At 66.1% G+C, this 18,330-nt stretch carries 20 protein-coding genes; 10 read left to right on the top strand and 10 right to left on the bottom strand.

Features of this window, described 5'->3' with window-relative positions; all coding sequences use genetic code 11:
- Nucleotides 1-124 precede the first annotated feature (124 nt).
- The 3 genes from AAFN46_RS09770 (at nucleotide 125) to AAFN46_RS09760 (ending at nucleotide 2,508) form a co-directional block, all read left to right on the top strand.
- Nucleotides 125-574, top strand: a complete 450-nt coding sequence (locus AAFN46_RS09770; protein ID WP_347808490.1) for a YcgN family cysteine cluster protein — start codon at nucleotides 125-127, stop codon at nucleotides 572-574.
- A gap of 74 nt (nucleotides 575-648) precedes the next feature.
- Nucleotides 649-1,869 carry a hypothetical protein gene (locus AAFN46_RS09765; protein ID WP_347808489.1) on the top strand — a complete coding sequence of 407 codons (1,221 nt, stop codon included), beginning with the start codon at nucleotides 649-651 and terminating at the stop codon, nucleotides 1,867-1,869.
- Nucleotides 1,870-1,968: 99 nt separating this feature from the next.
- Nucleotides 1,969-2,508 (top strand): hypothetical protein, encoded by a 540-nt coding sequence (locus AAFN46_RS09760; RefSeq protein WP_347808488.1) that lies wholly within the window; start codon nucleotides 1,969-1,971, stop codon nucleotides 2,506-2,508.
- Nucleotides 2,509-2,561: 53 nt separating this feature from the next.
- Here the strand turns inward: AAFN46_RS09760 and AAFN46_RS09755 are convergent, their stop codons facing one another.
- Entirely contained in the window at nucleotides 2,562-2,918 is a 357-nt protein-coding gene (locus AAFN46_RS09755; protein WP_347808487.1) for a YajD family HNH nuclease, read from the bottom strand.
- A gap of 81 nt (nucleotides 2,919-2,999) precedes the next feature.
- Between AAFN46_RS09755 and AAFN46_RS09750 the strand changes: the two genes are divergently transcribed.
- Nucleotides 3,000-3,290: a hypothetical protein gene (locus AAFN46_RS09750; RefSeq protein WP_347808486.1), complete on the top strand. Its 291-nt coding sequence runs from the start codon at nucleotides 3,000-3,002 to the stop codon at nucleotides 3,288-3,290.
- On the opposite strand, the gene AAFN46_RS09745 is transcribed toward AAFN46_RS09750, so the two are convergent.
- From AAFN46_RS09745 to AAFN46_RS09735, 3 genes are read right to left on the bottom strand one after another with little or no spacing between them, the layout of a single operon-like run.
- A complete protein-coding gene (locus tag AAFN46_RS09745; protein WP_347808485.1) occupies nucleotides 3,287-4,654 on the bottom strand; it encodes a TIGR01777 family oxidoreductase in 1,368 nt (455 codons plus the stop codon). The two genes, AAFN46_RS09750 and AAFN46_RS09745, sit on opposite strands and share 4 nt — an antisense overlap.
- Nucleotides 4,655-4,660: 6 nt before the next feature.
- Nucleotides 4,661-5,191, bottom strand: a complete 531-nt coding sequence (locus tag AAFN46_RS09740) for a DUF4124 domain-containing protein (protein ID WP_347808484.1) — start codon at nucleotides 5,189-5,191, stop codon at nucleotides 4,661-4,663.
- A gap of 39 nt (nucleotides 5,192-5,230) precedes the next feature.
- Nucleotides 5,231-7,279, bottom strand: coding sequence for a S9 family peptidase (locus tag AAFN46_RS09735; protein WP_347808483.1), 2,049 nt, complete (start codon nucleotides 7,277-7,279; stop codon nucleotides 5,231-5,233).
- Between the two features lie 96 nt (nucleotides 7,280-7,375).
- On the opposite strand from AAFN46_RS09735, the gene AAFN46_RS09730 reads away from it, so the two are divergent.
- The gene (locus AAFN46_RS09730; RefSeq protein WP_347808482.1) at nucleotides 7,376-7,858 is read left to right on the top strand and encodes an MFS transporter; all 483 of its coding nucleotides are present in this window, start codon (nucleotides 7,376-7,378) and stop codon (nucleotides 7,856-7,858) included.
- Between the two features lie 96 nt (nucleotides 7,859-7,954).
- Here AAFN46_RS09730 and AAFN46_RS09725 read toward each other — a convergent pair whose 3' ends face one another.
- Complete coding sequence (locus AAFN46_RS09725; protein WP_347808481.1) at nucleotides 7,955-9,163, bottom strand: phosphatidylinositol-specific phospholipase C domain-containing protein; 1,209 nt, start codon at nucleotides 9,161-9,163, stop codon at nucleotides 7,955-7,957.
- A 294-nt stretch (nucleotides 9,164-9,457) separates the two neighbouring features.
- Between AAFN46_RS09725 and AAFN46_RS09720 the strand changes: the two genes are divergently transcribed.
- From AAFN46_RS09720 to AAFN46_RS09705, 4 genes are all read left to right on the top strand, one after another.
- On the top strand, nucleotides 9,458-9,901 hold the full coding sequence (locus AAFN46_RS09720) for an HIT family protein (protein WP_347808480.1): 444 nt from the start codon (nucleotides 9,458-9,460) through the stop codon (nucleotides 9,899-9,901).
- Nucleotides 9,902-9,904: 3 nt separating this feature from the next.
- Entirely contained in the window at nucleotides 9,905-10,684 is a 780-nt protein-coding gene (locus AAFN46_RS09715; protein WP_347808479.1) for a class II glutamine amidotransferase, read from the top strand.
- A gap of 2 nt (nucleotides 10,685-10,686) precedes the next feature.
- Entirely contained in the window at nucleotides 10,687-11,220 is a 534-nt protein-coding gene (locus tag AAFN46_RS09710) for a DUF2937 family protein (protein WP_347808478.1), read from the top strand.
- A 334-nt stretch (nucleotides 11,221-11,554) separates the two neighbouring features.
- Entirely contained in the window at nucleotides 11,555-12,484 is a 930-nt protein-coding gene (locus AAFN46_RS09705; protein ID WP_347808477.1) for a DUF2167 domain-containing protein, read from the top strand.
- 69 nt (nucleotides 12,485-12,553) lie between these two features.
- Here the strand turns inward: AAFN46_RS09705 and AAFN46_RS09700 are convergent, their stop codons facing one another.
- The 3 genes from AAFN46_RS09700 to AAFN46_RS09690 all read right to left on the bottom strand — a co-directional run bounded on the left by AAFN46_RS09700 (nucleotide 12,554) and on the right by AAFN46_RS09690 (nucleotide 15,290).
- Nucleotides 12,554-13,048 carry a PaaI family thioesterase gene (locus AAFN46_RS09700; protein ID WP_347808476.1) on the bottom strand — a complete coding sequence of 165 codons (495 nt, stop codon included), beginning with the start codon at nucleotides 13,046-13,048 and terminating at the stop codon, nucleotides 12,554-12,556.
- An 81-nt stretch (nucleotides 13,049-13,129) separates the two neighbouring features.
- A complete protein-coding gene (locus AAFN46_RS09695) occupies nucleotides 13,130-14,308 on the bottom strand; it encodes a VWA domain-containing protein (RefSeq protein WP_347808475.1) in 1,179 nt (392 codons plus the stop codon).
- A gap of 136 nt (nucleotides 14,309-14,444) precedes the next feature.
- On the bottom strand, nucleotides 14,445-15,290 hold the full coding sequence (locus tag AAFN46_RS09690; RefSeq protein ID WP_347808474.1) for a MoxR family ATPase: 846 nt from the start codon (nucleotides 15,288-15,290) through the stop codon (nucleotides 14,445-14,447).
- A 212-nt stretch (nucleotides 15,291-15,502) separates the two neighbouring features.
- Here AAFN46_RS09690 and cysK point away from each other — a divergent pair, with 212 nt between their 5' ends.
- Nucleotides 15,503-16,477 carry a cysteine synthase A gene (gene cysK, locus AAFN46_RS09685; protein WP_347808473.1) on the top strand — a complete coding sequence of 325 codons (975 nt, stop codon included), beginning with the start codon at nucleotides 15,503-15,505 and terminating at the stop codon, nucleotides 16,475-16,477.
- Nucleotides 16,478-16,518: 41 nt separating this feature from the next.
- Here cysK and AAFN46_RS09680 read toward each other — a convergent pair whose 3' ends face one another.
- Nucleotides 16,519-17,448: a DMT family transporter gene (locus tag AAFN46_RS09680; protein WP_347808472.1), complete on the bottom strand. Its 930-nt coding sequence runs from the start codon at nucleotides 17,446-17,448 to the stop codon at nucleotides 16,519-16,521.
- An 83-nt stretch (nucleotides 17,449-17,531) separates the two neighbouring features.
- Nucleotides 17,532-18,275 carry a TorF family putative porin gene (locus tag AAFN46_RS09675; protein WP_347808471.1) on the bottom strand — a complete coding sequence of 248 codons (744 nt, stop codon included), beginning with the start codon at nucleotides 18,273-18,275 and terminating at the stop codon, nucleotides 17,532-17,534.
- Between the last annotated feature and the right edge of the window lie 55 nt (nucleotides 18,276-18,330).

Here is an 18,330-nt window from a genome sequence, read left to right as displayed (position 1 = left end):
GCCCGGGGGGAAATCCGCGTCGTTGGTCGGGTAAACCTCCCGTTTCCCGACCGCCAGTCGCCCCTGCTTGGCCGCCCATGCTCCAGGGGCTAGACTGCCGACCTTTTCCGCAGCACCCGCAGTCATGGCCGCCATCGTTCAACCCTTCTGGAAACGCAAGACCCTCGCCCAGCTCGACCAGGACGAGTGGGAGTCGTTGTGCGACGGCTGCGGCCTGTGCTGCCTGCAGAAGCTGGAAGACGAGGACGACGGCAGCGTCTATTACACGCGCATCGCCTGCAAGCTGCTGGACCTGAAGACCTGCCGCTGCACGGACTACGCCAATCGCCGCCAGCAGGTGCCGGACTGCGTCCAGCTCACGCCGGCCCAGGCCGACCAGTTCGAATGGCTGCCGCCGACCTGCGCCTATCGCCTGGTCAGCGAGGGCAAGGACCTGCCGCTCTGGCATCATCTGGTCTGCGGCGATCCCGATGCCGTCCACCACGAACGCATTTCCCAGTCCGGACGCATGCTCGCCGAAGGCAGCGTGGCGGAAGAGGACTGGGAGGAGCATCTGATCTTTCGCGCCGGTTGAGCCCGCGCGCTCGGCTTGGACGCCGTCATTCGGATAAGCTTCCGGCATCTCTTCCCTTCTGTCGGACTCTACCTATGCCTGCCCGCAAGCTGCTCGCCGCCACCCTCCTGCTCGGACTGAGCGCGCCCCTGTGGGCGGCCAAACGGGTCGATCTGGACTACCGCGTGCGCTTCCTGCCCGAGACCGGCCAGGCCGAGGTGCGCCTGACCCTGGAGCGTGGCGAGGCCGTGCGCAGCCTGGATTTCGATCTGGGCGGCGCGGGGCTCTACAGCGACTTCAGCACCGCAGGCGAGTGGGCCCAGGAGAGCCCCGAGCGCGGCACCTGGCGGCCGGGCGAGGGCAAGGCCAGCCTGAGCTACAAGGTGCGCATCGACCAGCCGCGCAAGGGCGGCACCTTTGACGCGCGCATCACCCCGGACTGGGCCCTGCTGCGTGGCGACGACCTAGTGCCCAGCGCGCGCATGATCAGGGACGACAAGTTCGAGCTGGTGGCGCGCCTGCAGTTCGACCTGCCCAAGGGCTGGAGCGGTGTCGAGACTGGCTGGCCGAAAATCGGCAAGAACCGCTTTCGCATCGACAACCCGGCGCGCAAGTTCGACCGCCCGACCGGCTGGATCCTGGCCGGCAAGCTGGGCAGCCGCCGCGCCCAGCTTGGCGATACCGACGTCACCGTCAGCGCGCCGGTGGGTGAGGGCATGCGCCGGATGGACATCCTGACCCTGCTGACCTTCGTCTGGCCCGAGGCCCAGGCCGTGTTCCCGCGCGACCCGGGCAAGCTGCTCATCGTCGGCGCCGGCGACCCCATGTGGCGAGGCGGCCTGTCGGCGCCCAACTCGATCTATTTCCACGCCGGGAGACCCTTGGTCAGCGAGAACGGCACCAGCTCGCTGGTGCACGAACTGGTCCATGTGTTCAGCCGCATTCGCGACACCGACAAGAGCGACTGGATCAGCGAGGGCCTGGCCGAGTACTACGCCATCGAGCTGGTGCGCCGCGCCGGTGGCATGAGCGAGGATCGCTACCAGGCGATCCGCAAGAAGCTGATGAAGTGGAGTCGCAAGGTCGACAGCCTGCGTACCGAGGACTCCACCGGACCGGTGACCGCGCGCGCCGTGCTGCTGCTGCAGGAACTGGACCGCGAGATTCGCCAGCACACCGACAACCAGCGCTCGCTGGACGATGTCACCCGCGGCCTGATGCGCCTGGAGAAGGCCAGCACCAAGGATCTGGTGGAGATCAGCGAGAACGTCATGGGGCGCGCCTCCGAGGTGCTCGACAGCAAGCTGTTGCGCTGAGGGGCGAGCATGTCATTCAAATGACATGCGCCCTTCATTCATCGGTCATCTGACTCGGGCAATTTGCACGGCCATTACAACAGCCCGCTAGGAGTCGCCATGTCCGTTCTCAAACCCCTGTCCGCCGTTTTGTTGGCAGCGACTCTCGCCGCCTGCGCCGCCCCCATGCAGGTGGCCAAGTCGGAGTCGCCGAACAACGAGGACTGGTACCAGGTTCGCAGCGAGACCCAGGTATTCGTGTTCGACGACCTGCAGGTGTTCAAGGATTTCCTCGCCACCGGCACGGCTCCGGTGCTGCGCACGCTGGAGGAGAAGGACCCGGCCGGCCAGGAACTGATCCTGGCCCTGCGCGCCGAGGACCAGGGCAAGGCGCTGGACAAGATCGCCGCCTACCGCTTCCTGAAGATGTCCCAGGTGCCGGCCCACCCCTTCTATGGCGAAGTGCGCCAGGAAGGCAACATCTACGTGTTCAAGCGCTATGGCGACATGATGGACATGATCAAGCTGGGCGAGCCGATCTTCCGCTACAGCGATATCGGCAGCGGCCCGCAAGGCAAGACCGTGACCTACGGCCTGATGAAGGAAGAGGGGCGTCCGGATTCGACCATCGACCAGTTCAAGAAGAACCACATGATGTAAGCGCTCGCTTGTCGAGCCCTGCGACGCCCGCTCTGGTAGCGGGCGTCTGCATTTCAGGCGTCGGGATTGCCCTTGCCGAGCAGGGCGGCCAGCCCGGCCAGGCCCTTGTGGGTCACCTTGCTGCCTGAGCCGCCGCCGGCGGCTTCCTCCTTCTGGTAGTGCAGATCGACCTGGCGCTGGTGCTCGTTGTCATGGCAGTACAGGCACAGCAGCTCCCAGTTGGAGCCGTCTTCCGGGTTGTTGTCGTGGTTGTGGTCGCGGTGGTGCACGGTCAGTTCGCTCAGGCGCTTGCCGCTGAACTCGCGGCCGCAACGGCCGCAGATGTGCGGGTACATCCTCAGCGCCTTCTCGCGGTAGCTGGTTTCGCGTCGGCGCTGGGCCTCGGCGAGGATCTGGTCGAGCTTGCTCATGCTTGCACCTGTGGTCGGCTGCGCCGCCGGGCTGGGCGGCTACTGCCAGAATAAGGCCAAATCGCCGTCGCGGGAGAGCCCATGCGTCTTCTATCGCTTGCCCTGGCGCTGGCCTGCAGTGCAAGCGCCCAGGCCCAGGCGCCGGGCGCGCCCGGCACCGCCACTCCGCAGCCCTATGCCCAGCCGCGCATCGACGCGCCCTCCATGGCGCCACGCAACGGCCCGCCGCTGCTGGTCAAGCCCGGTCAGCCTTCCTCGCGCGTGCCCGTGCTCGCGCCGCAGGTGGTGCCCCGGGACCGGCCCTTGCCGGCGCTGCAGTTGCAGCGGCGCCAGCAGCAGGCGGAAGCGGCCGAGGCCCTCGACAACCCCTAGTCGGCACCGGCCAGCTGACGCAGGGCCGGCGCGAGCTCCGCGAAGCGGAAGTCGTAACCCTGGGCGAGGAGCTTCTGCGGCAGCACGCGTTGGCCGCTGAGCAGCACCTCGTCGGCCATTTCGCCGACCAGCGCTCGCACCAGCAAGGCGGGTACCCGGACCTTGAGCCGCGCCTGGGGCAGCTGTGCCTTCAGCAGGGCGCAGAAGCTGGCGTGGGTGACCGGCTGCGGCGCCGTGAGGTTCACGGCGCCGCGGATGCTCGGCGTGGCGATCAGGAAGGCGCAGATATCGAGGACGTCGTGCAGGTGAATCCAGGGCATCCACTGCCGGCCATCGCCCAGCTGGGTGGCCAGACCCAGGTCGAAGGGGCGGCGCAGCTCCTGCAGCGGGCCGCCGTTCGGGCCCAGAACGATGCCGATGCGCAGCAGGCAGACGCGCACGCCGTAGCTTTCCATGCGCAGCGCGCGTTCTTCCCACTGGGCGCAGAGCCGGTGGGAGAAGCAGTCGTGCGCCGGGCTCTGTTCGTCGAGCGGCTCGTCCCGCCAGTGTCCGTAGTAGCCGACGGCGGAGCCGTTGAGCAGCACCTCCGGCTTGTGCTGCAGGCGCTGCACCAGGCTCAGCAGCTGGTCGGTGACGCGCAGCCGGCTGTGCAGGAAGCGCTGCTTGCGCGCAGCCGTCCAGCGCCCGCCGGCCAATGGCTCGCCGGCGAGATTGACGATGGCGTCCAGGCGCTCGTCGTCGGCGATCTGCTCGAGGCTGGTGAGGCAGGTCACCCGGCCGCGGATATCGCGCAGGTTGGCCGGGTCGCGGGTCAGCACCAGCACCTCGTGGCCGGCCGCGCTCAGGGCATTGGCCAGCGGGCTGCCGATGAAGCCGCTGCCGCCGGTCAGCAGCACTCGCAGCCGAGCGGCGGGCAGATGGCGCAGGGCCAAGGCGGGCTGCGCTGAGCGGGCGAGCGGCTTTAGCCAGACCAGCGGCAGGGCGAGCGACAGCGCCGCCGCGCCATTCAGATAGGCATGTAGGTTCAGGCCGAAGTACAGCGAGATGCCGCTGTCCAGCGCGCACCAGACCAGCAGGGCGGCGAACAGCGCCGGCTTGATCAGGCGATGGCCGTGCCCGCGATAGAGCACCAGCAGCGTGCAGAACAACAGGCCCCAGCTGGCCACGGTCGGGCCGAACAGGCCGACCATGGTGCGCAGCAGGCCCTGGTACTCGGCGCTCGGCGGCTGGGCGGCGGCGCTGGCGAAGAGGTAGTCGAAGTAGGCCTGGGTAAGCGGCAACTGGGCGGCGAAGGCGAGAGCGATGCCCAGCAGCACATGGCCCAGGCCGACGGCGAGCAGCCAGCGATAGAGTAGGGTCTGCATGGTGGCTTACAGATTCTTCAGGGCGGCTTCCAGCGCCCCTGAGCACACCATGATTCCCGCACCGCGAGACAGGCACTCGAAGCGTTCGCGATCCCTGCCCGTGCTGGCCAGGCAGTTCTGCATGGTCAGGTGTTTCTTGGCTTCATCGAGACCTTTCAGCGCCTGCTTATGCTGGTCTGCCGTGATCTTGCCGGCCTTCTTGCGTTCACCGGCAATCTCCTTGAGGTTGGGGATGTCGATGGCCGTCCAGCGCATTGCCTCGCTGCACATGGCTTTGCTTGAGGGCGCCTTTGCCGCGCTCGCTTCCGCAGTTGCAGATTCCGAGGTGGCGTCAGGGGTGGTTTCCACGACTGCGGGTTGTTGCCCGTCGCTGCTGTAGCCCTGACGGATGTCGACCGTTTCCACCTGTTGCTCCGGTGTCGGTGGCTGACTACCGAAGTGCTTCTGGCCGTTGGCATCGACCCATGTGTAAACCTGTGCCTGCAACGAAGTGGCGCTGCACAGCAATAGCAGTGTCAACAAATGATGAGTACGCATCCTACGTGATCCTTTCCTGGCAGAGGCCTGGGCGGCACCTTAGGGTTTGTCTGAATGGATGCCAAGTACTTTGAACAGGAAGGCGTACTCCAGCGCCACGTCCTTCAGCGCCTGGTAGCGCCCGCTCATGCCGCCGTGGCCGGCGCCGAGGTCGGTCTTCAGCAGCAGCGGGTTGCCGTCGGTCTTCAGCTCGCGCAGCCTGGCCACCCACTTGGCGGCCTCCCAGTACTGCACGCGGCTGTCGTGGTAGCCGGCCACGGCGAGGATGGCCGGGTAGGCCTGGGCGCGCACGTTCTCGTAGGGCGCATAGGCCTTGATGCGTTGGTACACCTCGGGCTGGCCCGGGTCGCCCCACTCGTCGTACTCGGTCACCGTCAGCGGCAGCTCGGGGTTCTGCATGGTGTTGAGCACGTCGACGAAGGGCACCTCGGCGATGGCGGCGGCGAACAGCTCGGGACGCTGGTTGAGCACCGCGCCGATCAGCAGGCCGCCGGCGCTGCCGCCGCTGATGGCCAGTTGCGTGGGGGTGGTCAGGCCATCGGCGATGAGCTTTTCGGCGCAGGCGATGAAGTCGCCGAAGGTATTCTGCTTGTGTTCCAGCTTGCCGGCGCGGTACCAGGCCTCGCCCAGCTCGCCGCCGCCGCGCACATGGGCGATGGCGAAGACGAAGCCGCGCTCCAGCAGGCTCAGGCGCGCGTGGCTGAACCAGGGATCGAGGCTCTCGCCGTAGGCGCCGTAGCCATACAGGTAGAGCGGGGCGGGTGTGCTGGCGGCGAGCACCTCCTTGCGCGCCACCAGGCTGATCGGCACGCGGGCACCGTCGCTGGCGGTGGCCCACAGGCGGCGGCTCTCGTAGGCGTCGGCGTCGAACGGGCCTTCCACCGGGGTCTGCTTGAGCACCCGCTGCGCGCCGCTGGCCAGCTCCAGCTGGCGGATCTGCGCCGGGCGATTGAGCGCCTCGTAGCGCAGGCGGATCGCCTCGCTGTGGAACTCCAGGCTGTCCTGCACATGCAGGCTGTAGGCGGCGTCCGGCAGTTGCACCGGGTAGGGCGCGGCGCCGCGCGGGTGCACCTCGATGATCGGCAGGCCGCCCTCGCGCAGGCTGAGGACGAAGGCGTCGCGGTTGAGGGTGATGCCTTCCAGCATGCGCTGCGGGTCATGGCCGATCAGCTCCTGCCAGTAAGTGCGGGTCGGCTGCACTTCGTCCGCCGTGTACAGGGCGAAGTTGATGCCGGCCTGGTTGCTGCGCACGAACCAGGTCCAGGCACCGTCCAGCAGGCCGTGGTCGACGTCGTATTCGTGTTCCTCCTGGCGCGGCGCCAGGCAGCGGAACTCGCCCCACGGGGTGTCGGCATCCAGCGCCCAGGCCTCGCTGGTGGTCTTGCTGCCCAGGCTGAGGATCAGCTGGCGCTCGGAGCTGGAACGGTAGCAACTGAGGAAGAAGCGCCCGTCGGCCTCCTCGAACACCAGCTCGGCGCCGGCCGTGCCCAGACGGTGGCGGTGCAGGCGATGCGGCCTGTGGGTGTCGTCGAGGGTGACGAAGAACAGCGTCTGGCTGTCATTGGCCCAGACCAGTTGGCCGTCGCAGTCGGCGAACGGCAGCTCGCTGACCGCGCCGCTGTCCAGGTCCTTGACGAACAGGCGGTAGACCTCGTCGCCGGCGCTATCCAGGCTGTAGCCGAGCAGGCGCTGGTCGGGGCTGACGGCGAAGGCGCCGAGGGCCAGGTAGCCGCCGTCGGCCAGGGCGTTGGGGTCGAGCAGCAGCTGCTCGGCGCCCTCGTCCACCGTCAGCGAGCCGTCGCTCGGGCGCGGGCAGCGGTAGTGGCGCGGATACTCGTCGCCGGCGGTGGTACGGGTGTAGTACAGCCACTCGCGCCAGGGCGTGGGTAGCGACAGGTCGGTCTCGCGGATGCGCCCCTTGATCTCCTCGAACAGCGCCTCGCGCAGCTCGGCGCGGTCGGCCAGCTGCGCCTCCAGATAGGCGTTCTCGGCCTTGAGGTGGTCGAGCACCTCGGCGGCATCGCGCTGCTCCAGCCAGCGGTAGGGATCGGCACCGGCTGCGCGGCGGGCAAGGGGGGCGTCGGTCATGGCGGCTCTCGGCGTGCGGGGCGACCGCGGGGAGGCGCAGGTCGCGCAAAAGCCGCTATCATAAGCGCCCCTTAGCCGGCCAAGCCACGACAAGCCATGACCGAACAAGACTATCTGCTCGCCTGGGCCGCCTACGCCATCGCCGCGCTGGGCTGCCTGCTGGTGTGGTGCCGCATGACCGGCTGGATGTGGCGCTGGCTGCGCGAGCCCCTGCGCCTGCTGGTGGCCGTGCTGCTGCTGACCCCGACCATAGTCGACCCGGCCCGCGAGCTGTTCGCCCCGGCCATCGCCATCACCGCCCTGGACCTGCTGTTCAAGGTCGGCAACAACGCCTGGCGCGCGGTGGCCGACCTGTCCATCTACGGCCTCATCGCCTTCGCCCTGTGGCTGGGTTTCTGTGCCCTGCGCTGGCCGATTGAACGCTGGTGGCAGGGGCGCCAGGGCCAAGCCGAGCCGGAGCAGTCGAGCGAGGACGAGCCGACCCTGCGCGAGCTGATGGGGCGCGACATGCAGCCCGAGGCCGATACCCGCATGGACGCCCGTGGCGAGCGCCGCCTGCGCATCGAACCGCGCCTGTAGCCGGTGGGTCTATCGTGAGGGAGAAGAAAACGGGGCCAGTGCGGGCCCCGTTTTGTTTTGCGCCGGCAGTCGGGCTGCAGACCGCAGCTCAGGGGGCTAGTGGCGGTTCACCTGCCACTGCCCTTCGCTGGCGATATCGTCATAGTTGAGCCAGACCTGGCTGTAGCCCACTGCCTCCTTGGCCGCTCGCAGCGCTTGGTTGGCCTGGCTGTTGGTCGGCGCGGCGAAGCTGAAGCTGCCGCCCAGGGTGGCGCACATGGCCTGGCCGTCGCTCCACTGACCGGTGCGGTTATCCGGCACCTGCCAGTTGCCGCCGTCATCCCGGCAGGCGAACGGCAGCAGGGTGCTGCAGCTGGCGTCATTCCAGCGGCCGTTGGCCTTCTGCACGGCACAGTCTTCGTTGTTGGCGTTATTGGGTTCGTTGTTGTCCCAGCTCCAGATCGCCGCACTGATACGCCCGTCACTGGTGACCATGTCATCGAGGTTGACGATATTGGCGCCGGTCAGGAAGGCGTTGCGTACATCGCTGGCGCTGAGGCTCTTGATGCCACCGTCGAAGAACTCGGCAATGCTGCCCAGGGTAGTGGAGTCTTCCCAGATGCGGCCGATCTCCCCCAGGCCGGTGAAGGCCATGTTGGCCATGCTTGCCGTACTGGAGCAGCCGCCATCCTTCCACAGCACCACCTGTTTGCCGGCGGCCAGTACCTGAGCCTTGGTCAGGGTCGTGGGAATGGCCTTGCACCCATTGCTGGCATAGATTTTCGCGCCGAAGTACTTGTTCAGCTGGCTGGCCAGATCGCTGTGACGGCCGCTGCTGTGATCCTCGATGTAGAGGATGATCACCTCGTCGGCGTTTCTGCTGTCGTTCAGCCAGCTGGCGACTTCGCTGAAGCCTTCGGTGGCGTATTTGTCGTTGAGGCTGCAGACCCCGTGGCACAGCAGCAAACGTTTGGGGTAGGAGAACAGACTCTCCATTTTCGCCGTCCAGTGCACGTCCAGTTCGATGAAGCGGGCGCCCATGCGCAACTGATCCTTGATCGAGTATTTCTGCTGGGGGTCCAGGTAGCGGCAGCCCACCGAGAAGTTGCAGCTGGTATAGGCCTCGGAGTTGTAGGTGTTGTGGGTGCCCAGGATGTTGTTGTCGCTCATGGGGGCAGCGTTATCCAGGGCGCGTTGCAGGTCGAGGGCTTTACCGCTCCAGCTGTTGTTGAAGTTGTCAATGGTGTCGGCCGAGGCGAGGTTGCTCAGCGTCAGGCTGGCCGATAGGCTGATGCCCAGCAGGACGGCTAGGGTATTAGGCTTCATGGACTGTTCCGTATGGTTTTTATAGTTGTTCCAGGGACCGGTCCGCATTGCCCGGCTTCCCCTGGGAGGGGGCAAGGAAACGCTCCGCTCGGCTCTGAGGCTAGCCTCGAAAAACCGACGAGCAAGGGGCGAGGGCATGGCAGAAATGCCAGAGTCACGGGCATATTGTCGGGCTCTCGCCACGTCACTTCGCTGCGGAGAAAGAAGCGCCGCGTCGCTGCGCTTGCCGGGCCTTGTGCCTGACCGACCGTCCGTTCAGCATCGGCTTTTCCCAGCAAGGAGAGGAAAGGGGGTATGGATTGTGTGTTTTGCGCCATTGTCGACGGCCAGCTGCCGGCCCATATCGTCCATGAGGACGAGTATTTCCTGGTGCTGCTGGATATCTTCCCGCTGCGCCCGAGCCATGTGCTGATCGTCGCCAAGGGGCATGCGCCCCTGCTCGGCGATCTGCCGGCCGAACCGCGCGATGCCCTGCTGGCGCTGGCCGACCGGGTTGCCCGCGCGCTGTACCGCAGCGATCCGGCCGTGCTCGGCATCAACCTGCTGCTCAATGACGGCCCGGCCGCCAACCAGCACGTGCCGCACCTGCACCTGCACCTGATCCCGCGCCGCGCCCGCGACCTGCCGGCGCTGTGCTGGCGCACCCTTACCCGCTTCCTGCCGCTGGGGCGCAAGCGCATCGAGGCGCGCCTGGCCGGCGAGGCCGAGCGTCTGCGCGCGGCCCTGCGCGAGGCCTGAGCCATGTGCGAACTGCTCGGCATGAGCGCCAACGTGCCCACCGACATCGTCTTCAGCTTCACCGGGCTGATGCAGCGTGGCGGCGGCACCGGCCCGCACCGCGACGGCTGGGGCATCGCCTTCTACGAAGGAAGCGGCCTGCGCCTGTTCCAGGACCCGGCGGCCAGCGTCGAGTCCGAAGTGGCGCGCCTGGTGCAGCGCTACCCGATCAAGAGCGAGACGGTGATCGGCCATATTCGCCAGGCCAACGTCGGCCGCGTGTGCCTGGCCAATACCCATCCCTTCGTCCGCGAACTGTGGGGGCGCAACTGGTGTTTCGCCCATAACGGCCAGCTGAGCGGCTTCGCGCCGAGTTTCGATTTCTACCGGCCGGTGGGCGACACCGACAGCGAGGCGGCCTTCTGCGACCTGCTCAACCGGGTGCGCGGCGCCTTCCCCGAGCCGGTGCCGGTGGAGGCGCTGCTGCCGGTGCTGGTGCAGGCGGCCCAGGAGTATCGCGGCCTGGGTGTGTTCAACTGCCTGCTCAGCGACGGCGACTGGCTGTTCTGCTTCTGTTCGACCAAGCTGGCGTGGATCACCCGACGCGCGCCCTTCGGCCCGGCGCGGCTGAAGGATGTGGACGTGACGGTGGACTTCCAGGCGGAGACCACGCCCAACGACGTGGTCACGGTGATCGCCACCGAACCCTTGACCGACAACGAACGCTGGAGCTTGCTGCGGCCCGGCGAATGGGGCCTGTGGCGACGCGGCGAGCGCATCGCCCACGGACAGATGGGAGAGTGAGGATGTTCAGGAGCTATCTGCGCCTGCTGGTGTTCGCCTTCGGCCTGCTGCTCGGGGTACAGGTGCCGGGGCTGATCGACGACTACGCCAAGCGCGTGGCGGCCCAGCGCGCGGAGTCCGAGGAGAGCCTGCTGGGCTTTCGCGAGACCGCCGCGCGTTTCTTCAATGCCGACTTGGGCGCGCTGGTCGCCCACTACCGGGCCAGTAACGACCAGGTGATGCGCAGCGACGCCGACAGCGTCGCCCATCTGGTGGCGCGCTCCGAGTTGCTCGAGGCCGAATGGCTGGCCATGCAGGGGCCCTGGTACCACCAGGCCTGGCACCTGGCGACCGGCGCCAACCGCGAGATGCTGCAGCAGACCCTGGACGCCTACAGCTACCAGGTGCTGCTGGCGCCCCAGGCCATCGCCTGGGCGCTCGGCGTCGGGCTGATCCTGGCCTGGCTGGCGGAGCTGCTGGCGCTGGGCATCGGCTGGACCTTCGGCATCGGCCGCAAGCACAAGACCATCGCCTACGAGAAACGTCACTGGCGCTAGATGCAGCAATACGGCGTGCTTGCAGGTCTCTGCTGACCCCTTTCCGTAGTGCAGCGAGAGGCTTGGCTGGCTATCGAAACGATTAGTCATCAGGAGGGCAGCTGCCTGACTTTCGACAGTTTAGTGGTGTTGGGAGATCGCCGAAGCGCTGCCATTCGATGGCTCCGCCTGCGAGATCCGGCTCGGCCTTGAAGTGCACGCCACTCATCGATTGCCGATGTGATGCGGGTGATGGCGATCAAATGTTTCTAAAAATTTCAAAATATTTCCAGTATTGACGAGGCGCCGTGCTAGGCTCTGCTGCCTTTCTGAAGCCTGTAGTCATGGAGTCTTTATGTTGATCAAGGAACTGATCCTGGCCAGCCTGTTGGTTGCTGCCTCCCTCACTTATGCCGCTACCCCTGTAGACAGTCCCGATTCTGCCGAGAATCAGGGGGGTGTCGCCGAGGAGGCCCCAGGCACGGGAAGTGCCACCGCTAAGGCATTCGTCGACAGCTTGCATTTCAAGACAGGCAAGGTGGTTTTGGGCGACAACCTTGCGACGCTCAATCTGCCAGAGCAGTTCGTCTTTCTCGACAGTACCGATGCCGAGCGAGTGCTGGTGGATGCCTGGGGCAATCCGCCGGATGAAAAGCTGCCAATGGGCATGATCCTACCCGCCGGCATCTCTCCGTTGAGCGGCGATTGTTGGGCGGTGACGATTGAATACGATGAGAGCGGCTATGTATCAGATGAGGACGCCGCTGATATCGACTACGAGGAAATGCTCGAGGATCTCAAGGAACAGGCCAAGGAAGACAACCAATGGCGTGCGGAGAATGGCTATGAGTCGGTGGAGTTGATCGGCTGGGCGTCAGCGCCGCGCTATGACTCTCAGGGCAAGAAGCTGCACTGGGCCAAGGAGCTGAAGTTTGGCGACAGTGAGGCCCACACCCTCAACTACAACATTCGAGTGCTTGGCCGTAAGGGAGTGCTGGTACTCAATTTCATCGCCGGCATGGATCAACTTCCGCAGATTGAGCAGAGCGTACCTTCGGTGCTGGCCATGGCCGAGTTCAATGATGGCAGTCGTTATGCCGACTTCAATCCAGATATCGACAAAGTCGCCGCATACGGCCTGGGCGCGCTCGTTGCTGGCAAGCTCGCTGCCAAGGCTGGGCTGTTTGCGACGGCGCTGTTGTTGTTGAAGAAGTTATGGATGTTGCCCGTGCTGTTGTTTGGTTGGATCGTCAAGCGCTTGGGGGGCAAGAAGTCAGCGCCATGATCTGAGAGAGAAAGGGCCCTGCAGGGCCCTTTCTCTGGATGGGGTTTCGATTTTCACTCGGCTCGTTGATCAGTTCTCGCGGCCATGGGCCTGCTCGGCCAGCCGTCCGGTATCCACCCGCACGAACACCGAATCGCCGATGGCGGTCAGCTGTTCGCCGGCGTAGATCTCGCAGATCACCCGGGTCTTGCGTGCCACCTCGCCCTCGACGCGCGCGCGCAGTTGCAGCGGCACGCCCATGGGCGTCGGCTTGATGAACTTGATGCCGAGGTTGCCGGTGACGCACTCGATGCGCGGCAGGCTGCCGGGTTCGCGGCCCTCGGCGCGGTAGTGATGGGCCATGGCGGCCCAGTTCGAGTGGCAGTCCACCAGCATGGCGATCAGTCCGCCGTAGACCAGGTCAGGCCAGCCGCAGTGCATGGGGTCGGGCAGATGTTCGGCGACGACCTGTAGGCCGTCCTCGTGCCAGCGGCTCTTGACGTGCAGGCCGTGCGGGTTGCGGCTGCCGCAGCCGTAGCAGACGCCGTCCGGTGCGGCGGCGTCCTGCAGGGAGATAGGGTGCATGGAAAACTCGTCGGTAGGAAATACCGGGCAAGCCTAACGGCTTTCGCCGTAAAGCAGAACGGGCCCGAGGGCCCGTTCGCGTTACTTGGAGAGGAAGCGCATGCCTTCTTCCAGGCCCCGCAGGGTCAGCGGGTACATCTGGTCATCGATCAGCTCGCGGACGATGCCGGTCGAGGCCGTGTAGTTCCAGCTGTCCTTGGGGTAGGGGTTGATCCAGATGAGTTTCTTGTACTTCTCCATGAAGCGCTTCATCCACACATAGCCGGCTTCCTCGTTCCAGTGCTCGACGCTGCCGCCGGCCTGGGTGATCTCGTAGGGCGCCATGGCCGCGTCGCCGACGAACACCACCTTCCAGTCCGGGCCGTACTTGTGCAGCAGGTCGTGGGTGGCATAGCGCTCGCTGGTGCGGCGCAGGTTGTTCTTCCACACGCTCTCGTAGATGAAGTTGTGGAAGTAGAAGTACTCCAGGTGCTTGAACTCGGTCTTGCAGGCCGAGAACAGCTCCTCGCAGACCTTGACGTGGGCGTCCATGGAGCCGCCGATATCGAACAGGATCAGCAGCTTCACGGTGTTCCTGCGTTCCGGGCGCATCTGGATATTGAGCAGGCCGGCGTCCTTGGCGGTGTGGTCGATGGTGCCGGCCAGATCGAACTCCTCGGCGGCGCCTTCGCGGGCGAACTTGCGCAGGCGGCGCAGGGCCACCTTGATATTGCGCGTGCCCAGCTCGACCTGGTCGTCGAGGTTCTTGTACTCGCGCTGGTCCCACACCTTGACGGCGCGGCCCTGGCGCTTGCCGGCGTCGCCGACACGAATGCCCTCGGGGTTGTAGCCGCCGGAGCCGAACGGGCTGGTGCCGCCGGTGCCGATCCAGCGGTTGCCGCCCTGGTGGCGTTCCTTCTGCTCCTCCAGGCGCTTCTTGAACTCCTCGATCAGCTTGTCCAGGCCGCCCAGGCTCTGGATCTGCGCCTTCTCCTCCTCGGTGAGGTGGCGCTCGAACTCCTTGCGCAGCCACTCCTCGGGAATCAGCGCCTCGATGTGCTGGTTGAGGTTCTCCAGGCCCTTGAAGTAGGCGCCGAAGGCGCGGTCGAACTTGTCGAAGTGGCGCTCGTCCTTCACCAGAATCGCCCGCGCCAGGTAGTAGAACTCGTCCATGTCGGCGAACACGACGTTGTGCTTGAGCGCGTTGATCAGGTCGAGCAGCTCGCGCACCGACACCGGCACCTTGGCCGCGCGCATTTCATTGAACAGGTTGAGCAGCATGGGCATGCCCTCGGGGAATTGCGGGTTGTTCCTTCTCCCTCTGGGAGATGGCTAGGGTGAGGGGGCTGCAGGCGACATCGAGATGCCGGAGAGTCCCTCTCCCCCGGCCCCTCTCCCGGGGGGAGAGGGGAGACAATTAGCGGCTGGCGCGGCGCGCCATGAAGGCCAGGCGCTCGAGCAGCTGCACGTCCTGCTCGTTCTTCACCAGGGCGCCGGCCAGCGGCGGGATGGCCTTGGTCGGATCGCGCTCGCGCAGCACGGCCTCGCCGATATTGTCGGCCATCAGCAGCTTCAGCCAGTCGACCAGCTCGCTGGTCGAGGGCTTCTTCTTCAGGCCCGGCACCTTGCGCACGTCGAAGAACACGTCCAGCGCCTCGGCCACCAGCTCGCCGCTGATGTTCGGGTAGTGCACGTCGACGATCTTCTTCAGGGTGTCGCGATCGGGGAAGGCGATGTAGTGGAAGAAGCAGCGGCGCAGGAAGGCGTCCGGCAGTTCCTTCTCGTTGTTCGAGGTGATGATGATGATCGGGCGCTGCTTGGCCTTGATCGTCTCGTCGGTCTCGTAAACGTAGAACTCCATCTTGTCGAGTTCCTGCAGCAGGTCGTTGGGGAACTCGATGTCGGCCTTGTCGATCTCGTCGATCAGCAGGATCACCCGCTCCTCGGACTCGAAGGCCTCCCACAGCTTGCCCTTCTTGATGTAGTTGCGTACGTCGTGGACCTTGTCCGAGTTGAGCTGCGAGTCGCGCAGGCGGCTGACCGCGTCGTACTCGTACAGGCCCTGGTGGGCCTTGGTGGTGGACTTGATGTGCCAGGTGATCAGCTTGGCGCCGAAGGCTTCCGACAGCTGTTCGGCGAGCATGGTCTTGCCGGTGCCCGGCTCGCCCTTGACCAGTAGCGGGCGCTGCAGGGTGATGGCGGCGTTGACCGCGAGCTTGAGGTCGTCGGTGGCGACGTAGGACTGGGTGCCTTCGAACTTCATCTTGTGTTCCTCGAACGGTAACGCGCGGGCGCTGCCCGGCACGGCAAAAAGCTGAAAAACCGACTATACCCCGCCCCTCGGCGCACTGTGAACGCAGACGCGCCATTCAGTCACTGAATGGCAAGTCACCCGCTCTGCGACCACGGCTGGACGCCCGCGCGGGCTGGGCATAGGCTTGGAGGTCCGCCTCATCCCGCACAAGGATTCCCGCCATGAGCCGTATCTTTACCGACAACGCCCAGTCCATCGGCAACACGCCGCTGGTACAGATCAATCGCCTGGGGCCCAAGGGCGTGACCATTCTGGCGAAAATCGAGGGGAGAAACCCGGGCTATTCGGTCAAATGCCGGATCGGCGCCAGCATGATCTGGGACGCCGAGGCCCGCGGCGCGCTGAAGAAGGGCATGACCATAGTCGAGCCGACTTCCGGCAACACCGGCATCGGTCTGGCCTTCGTCGCCGCCGCCCGCGGCTATCCGCTGTTGCTGACCATGCCTGCCTCGATGAGCCTGGAGCGCCGTCAGGTGCTCAAGGCCCTCGGCGCCGAGCTGGTGCTGACCGAGCCGGCCAAGGGCATGAAGGGGGCCATCGAGAAGGCCAACGAGATCGTCAATTCCGATCCGAGCAAGTACTTCCTGCCCGGCCAGTTCGACAACCCGGCCAACCCGGCCATCCATGAGAAGACCACCGGTCCGGAAATCTGGAACGACACCGACGGCGCCATCGACGTGCTGGTGGCCGGCGTCGGCACCGGCGGCACCATCACCGGGGTGTCGCGCTACATCAAGCACAACCGGCACAAGCCGATTCTCTCGGTGGCGGTGGAGCCGGTCTCCTCGCCGGTGATCAGCCAGACCCTGGCCGGCAGCGAGGTCAAACCGAGCCCGCACAAGATCCAGGGCATCGGCGCCGGCTTCGTGCCGAAGAACCTCGACCTGTCCATGGTCGACCGGGTCGAGCAGGTCACCGACGAGGAGGCCAAGAGCATGGCCCGGCGCCTGATGCAGGAGGAGGGCATTCTCTGCGGCATCTCCTGCGGCGCGGCGATGGCCGCTGCCGTGCGCCTGGCCGAGAAGCCGGAGATGCAGGGCAAGACCCTGGTCGTGATCCTGCCGGACTCGGGCGAGCGCTACCTGTCGAGCATGCTGTTCAGTGACCTGTTCACCGATCAGGAGCTGCAGCAGTAAGCAGCCGTCGCGCATGAAAAAAGCCGCCTTCGGGCGGCTTTCTATTTCCCATCTCCCTCTGGGAGAGGGGATACCTTGGCCGGCGCCGCGCTTGGTGCACTCGGGCGGATCACCAGCCACAGCGCCAGACCGATCAGCAGGCAGCCCGGCAGGTAGTCCCAGGTCAGCGGCTCGCCCAGCAGCAGCGCGCCCCACAGCACGCCGAAGGGCGGAATCAGGAAAGTGGTGGTGCTGGCCCTGATCGGCCCTATGTCGGCCAGCAGGCGGAAGTACAGGACATAGGCGAACGCGGTACAGACCAGGCCCAGTCCGGCCAGCGACAGCCACACCGCTGGCCCGCCCCAGCTGGTGGGCGGCTGCCAGGCCAGGCTGCCGGCGAGCAGCGGCAACTGGAACAGGCTGGCGCCGACCAGACTGGCGCAGGCCACCAGGCGGTTGTCCAGGCCCAGCGGACCTATCCAGCTGCGGGTGAGGAAACCGGCGAAGCCGTAGCAGGTGGTGGCCACCAGGCAGGCGGCGGCGCCGAGCAGCAGGGGCAGGTCGAAGTCCACCGGGCCGGTGCGGGTCAGCACCGCCACGCCGAGCAGGCCCAGCGCCACGCCGGCGGCCTTGTTCGCGCTCAGCCCTTCGCCGAAGAACAGCGCGCCGACCAGCACGCTCATCAGCGGCGTGGTGGCGTTGAAGATCGACGAGTAGCCGGCCGGCAGCACCTGCGCCGCCAGGCAGTACATCACCGAGGGCAGGCCGGCGTTGATGACACCCAGTAGCAGGCAGGCGCGCAACTTGCCTTGATAGCTCCACACCGGGCGCAGCACCAGGAGGAAGGCCAGCAGGCCGAGGGCGCCGAGCGAGGCACGCAGGAAGGCAGTGGGCAGGCTGCCGAGTTCCGGCACGGCGATGCGCATGAACAGGAAGCTGGCGCCCCAGATGGCGGCGAGCAGCAGCAGGCGAAACAGGTCGGCGGGTGTCATGGGCGGCTCCGGAGAGGAGCCGCCAGATTACGCCGGCGGGCGGGCGGCGCAACCCGCAGCTGGCTTGCAAATCGGCCGTACAGTTAGAAGGTCTTGCTGGCGCTGAACACCAGGTCGGCCCCGCACAGGTCGTCGTAACCGGTGAAGCTCAGACACTCGTCGTCCGACAGGTCGGTGTCGACGTAGCTGACCCCCCAGGTCACCCCCGCCAGCTCGCGTTCGAGCGAGACCCGCCAGTTGTCGTAGTCCTCGCGCGCGTCGCTGTAGTCGGCGTTGAAGAACACATCGTCCTTGTTGTCGACGTTTTCCCAGCGCAGCTCCAGGCCGATCTCCAGCGGCAGCTGGGTGCGGTAGCCGGCGTATTGGGTGAAGGCGGTCTGCTCGGTGGCGTGGGAGTGCTTGGCGCCGACGAAGAAGCCGTAGGCCTCCAGGGTCAGGTAGATGTCGCTGCCGTTGAACTGGCTCTCGCCCGGGTAGGTGTAGCGGTTGTAGTAGGTGTCCAGGCTGATGGCGTCGGTGATCTGCCAGTAGTAGCCGAGGTAGTAGTCGATCTCCTGACGCGTGCCGAAGTCGTCGTCGTTCTGCCAGTCGTAGCCGTATTCGACGTTGCTGGTCCAGATGCCGGCGTACAGGCCGCTGGCGTGGCTGAGCATCAGGTCGAGCTGGGCGGCGGGATCGCCCAGGGTCTGGGAGATGCCGTTGTTGCGGTAATCGCTGTACAGGGCGGGGGTGATGGCCAGAGTGAACTGGTCGTTGAGTTCGATGGCCTGGGCCTGCAGGGTGCAGCCGGCGGCGAGAGCCAGGGCGAGGTGGCGATGGATGCGCATGATGGTTGCCTTGTTGTTGTGGTTGTCGGGGCGAGCGGACCCGCCGCGCGACCGA

It is taken from the genome of Pseudomonas sp. CAU 1711 (assembly GCF_039888625.1).
Classification (GTDB): Bacteria; Pseudomonadota; Gammaproteobacteria; order Pseudomonadales; family Pseudomonadaceae; genus Aquipseudomonas.
The sequence above is the reverse complement of the archived record's forward strand: the minus strand, read 5'-3'. Positions and strand labels throughout refer to the sequence as shown.

Excerpts from the sequence above, each read along its gene's own strand:
- AAFN46_RS09770 (WP_347808490.1), top strand. The coding sequence starts at position 125 with ATGGCCGCCATCGTTCAACCCTTCTGGAAACGCAAGACCCTCGCCCAG.
- AAFN46_RS09765 (WP_347808489.1), top strand. The coding sequence starts at position 649 with ATGCCTGCCCGCAAGCTGCTCGCCGCCACCCTCCTGCTCGGACTGAGC.
- AAFN46_RS09760 (WP_347808488.1), top strand. The coding sequence starts at position 1,969 with ATGTCCGTTCTCAAACCCCTGTCCGCCGTTTTGTTGGCAGCGACTCTC.
- AAFN46_RS09755 (WP_347808487.1), bottom strand. The coding sequence starts at position 2,918 with ATGAGCAAGCTCGACCAGATCCTCGCCGAGGCCCAGCGCCGACGCGAA.
- AAFN46_RS09750 (WP_347808486.1), top strand. The coding sequence starts at position 3,000 with ATGCGTCTTCTATCGCTTGCCCTGGCGCTGGCCTGCAGTGCAAGCGCC.
- AAFN46_RS09745 (WP_347808485.1), bottom strand. The coding sequence starts at position 4,654 with ATGCAGACCCTACTCTATCGCTGGCTGCTCGCCGTCGGCCTGGGCCAT.
- AAFN46_RS09740 (WP_347808484.1), bottom strand. The coding sequence starts at position 5,191 with ATGCGTACTCATCATTTGTTGACACTGCTATTGCTGTGCAGCGCCACT.
- AAFN46_RS09735 (WP_347808483.1), bottom strand. The coding sequence starts at position 7,279 with ATGACCGACGCCCCCCTTGCCCGCCGCGCAGCCGGTGCCGATCCCTAC.
- AAFN46_RS09730 (WP_347808482.1), top strand. The coding sequence starts at position 7,376 with ATGACCGAACAAGACTATCTGCTCGCCTGGGCCGCCTACGCCATCGCC.
- AAFN46_RS09725 (WP_347808481.1), bottom strand. The coding sequence starts at position 9,163 with ATGAAGCCTAATACCCTAGCCGTCCTGCTGGGCATCAGCCTATCGGCC.
- AAFN46_RS09720 (WP_347808480.1), top strand. The coding sequence starts at position 9,458 with ATGGATTGTGTGTTTTGCGCCATTGTCGACGGCCAGCTGCCGGCCCAT.
- AAFN46_RS09715 (WP_347808479.1), top strand. The coding sequence starts at position 9,905 with ATGTGCGAACTGCTCGGCATGAGCGCCAACGTGCCCACCGACATCGTC.
- AAFN46_RS09710 (WP_347808478.1), top strand. The coding sequence starts at position 10,687 with ATGTTCAGGAGCTATCTGCGCCTGCTGGTGTTCGCCTTCGGCCTGCTG.
- AAFN46_RS09705 (WP_347808477.1), top strand. The coding sequence starts at position 11,555 with ATGTTGATCAAGGAACTGATCCTGGCCAGCCTGTTGGTTGCTGCCTCC.
- AAFN46_RS09700 (WP_347808476.1), bottom strand. The coding sequence starts at position 13,048 with ATGCACCCTATCTCCCTGCAGGACGCCGCCGCACCGGACGGCGTCTGC.
- AAFN46_RS09695 (WP_347808475.1), bottom strand. The coding sequence starts at position 14,308 with ATGCTGCTCAACCTGTTCAATGAAATGCGCGCGGCCAAGGTGCCGGTG.
- AAFN46_RS09690 (WP_347808474.1), bottom strand. The coding sequence starts at position 15,290 with ATGAAGTTCGAAGGCACCCAGTCCTACGTCGCCACCGACGACCTCAAG.
- cysK (WP_347808473.1), top strand. The coding sequence starts at position 15,503 with ATGAGCCGTATCTTTACCGACAACGCCCAGTCCATCGGCAACACGCCG.
- AAFN46_RS09680 (WP_347808472.1), bottom strand. The coding sequence starts at position 17,448 with ATGACACCCGCCGACCTGTTTCGCCTGCTGCTGCTCGCCGCCATCTGG.
- AAFN46_RS09675 (WP_347808471.1), bottom strand. The coding sequence starts at position 18,275 with ATGCGCATCCATCGCCACCTCGCCCTGGCTCTCGCCGCCGGCTGCACC.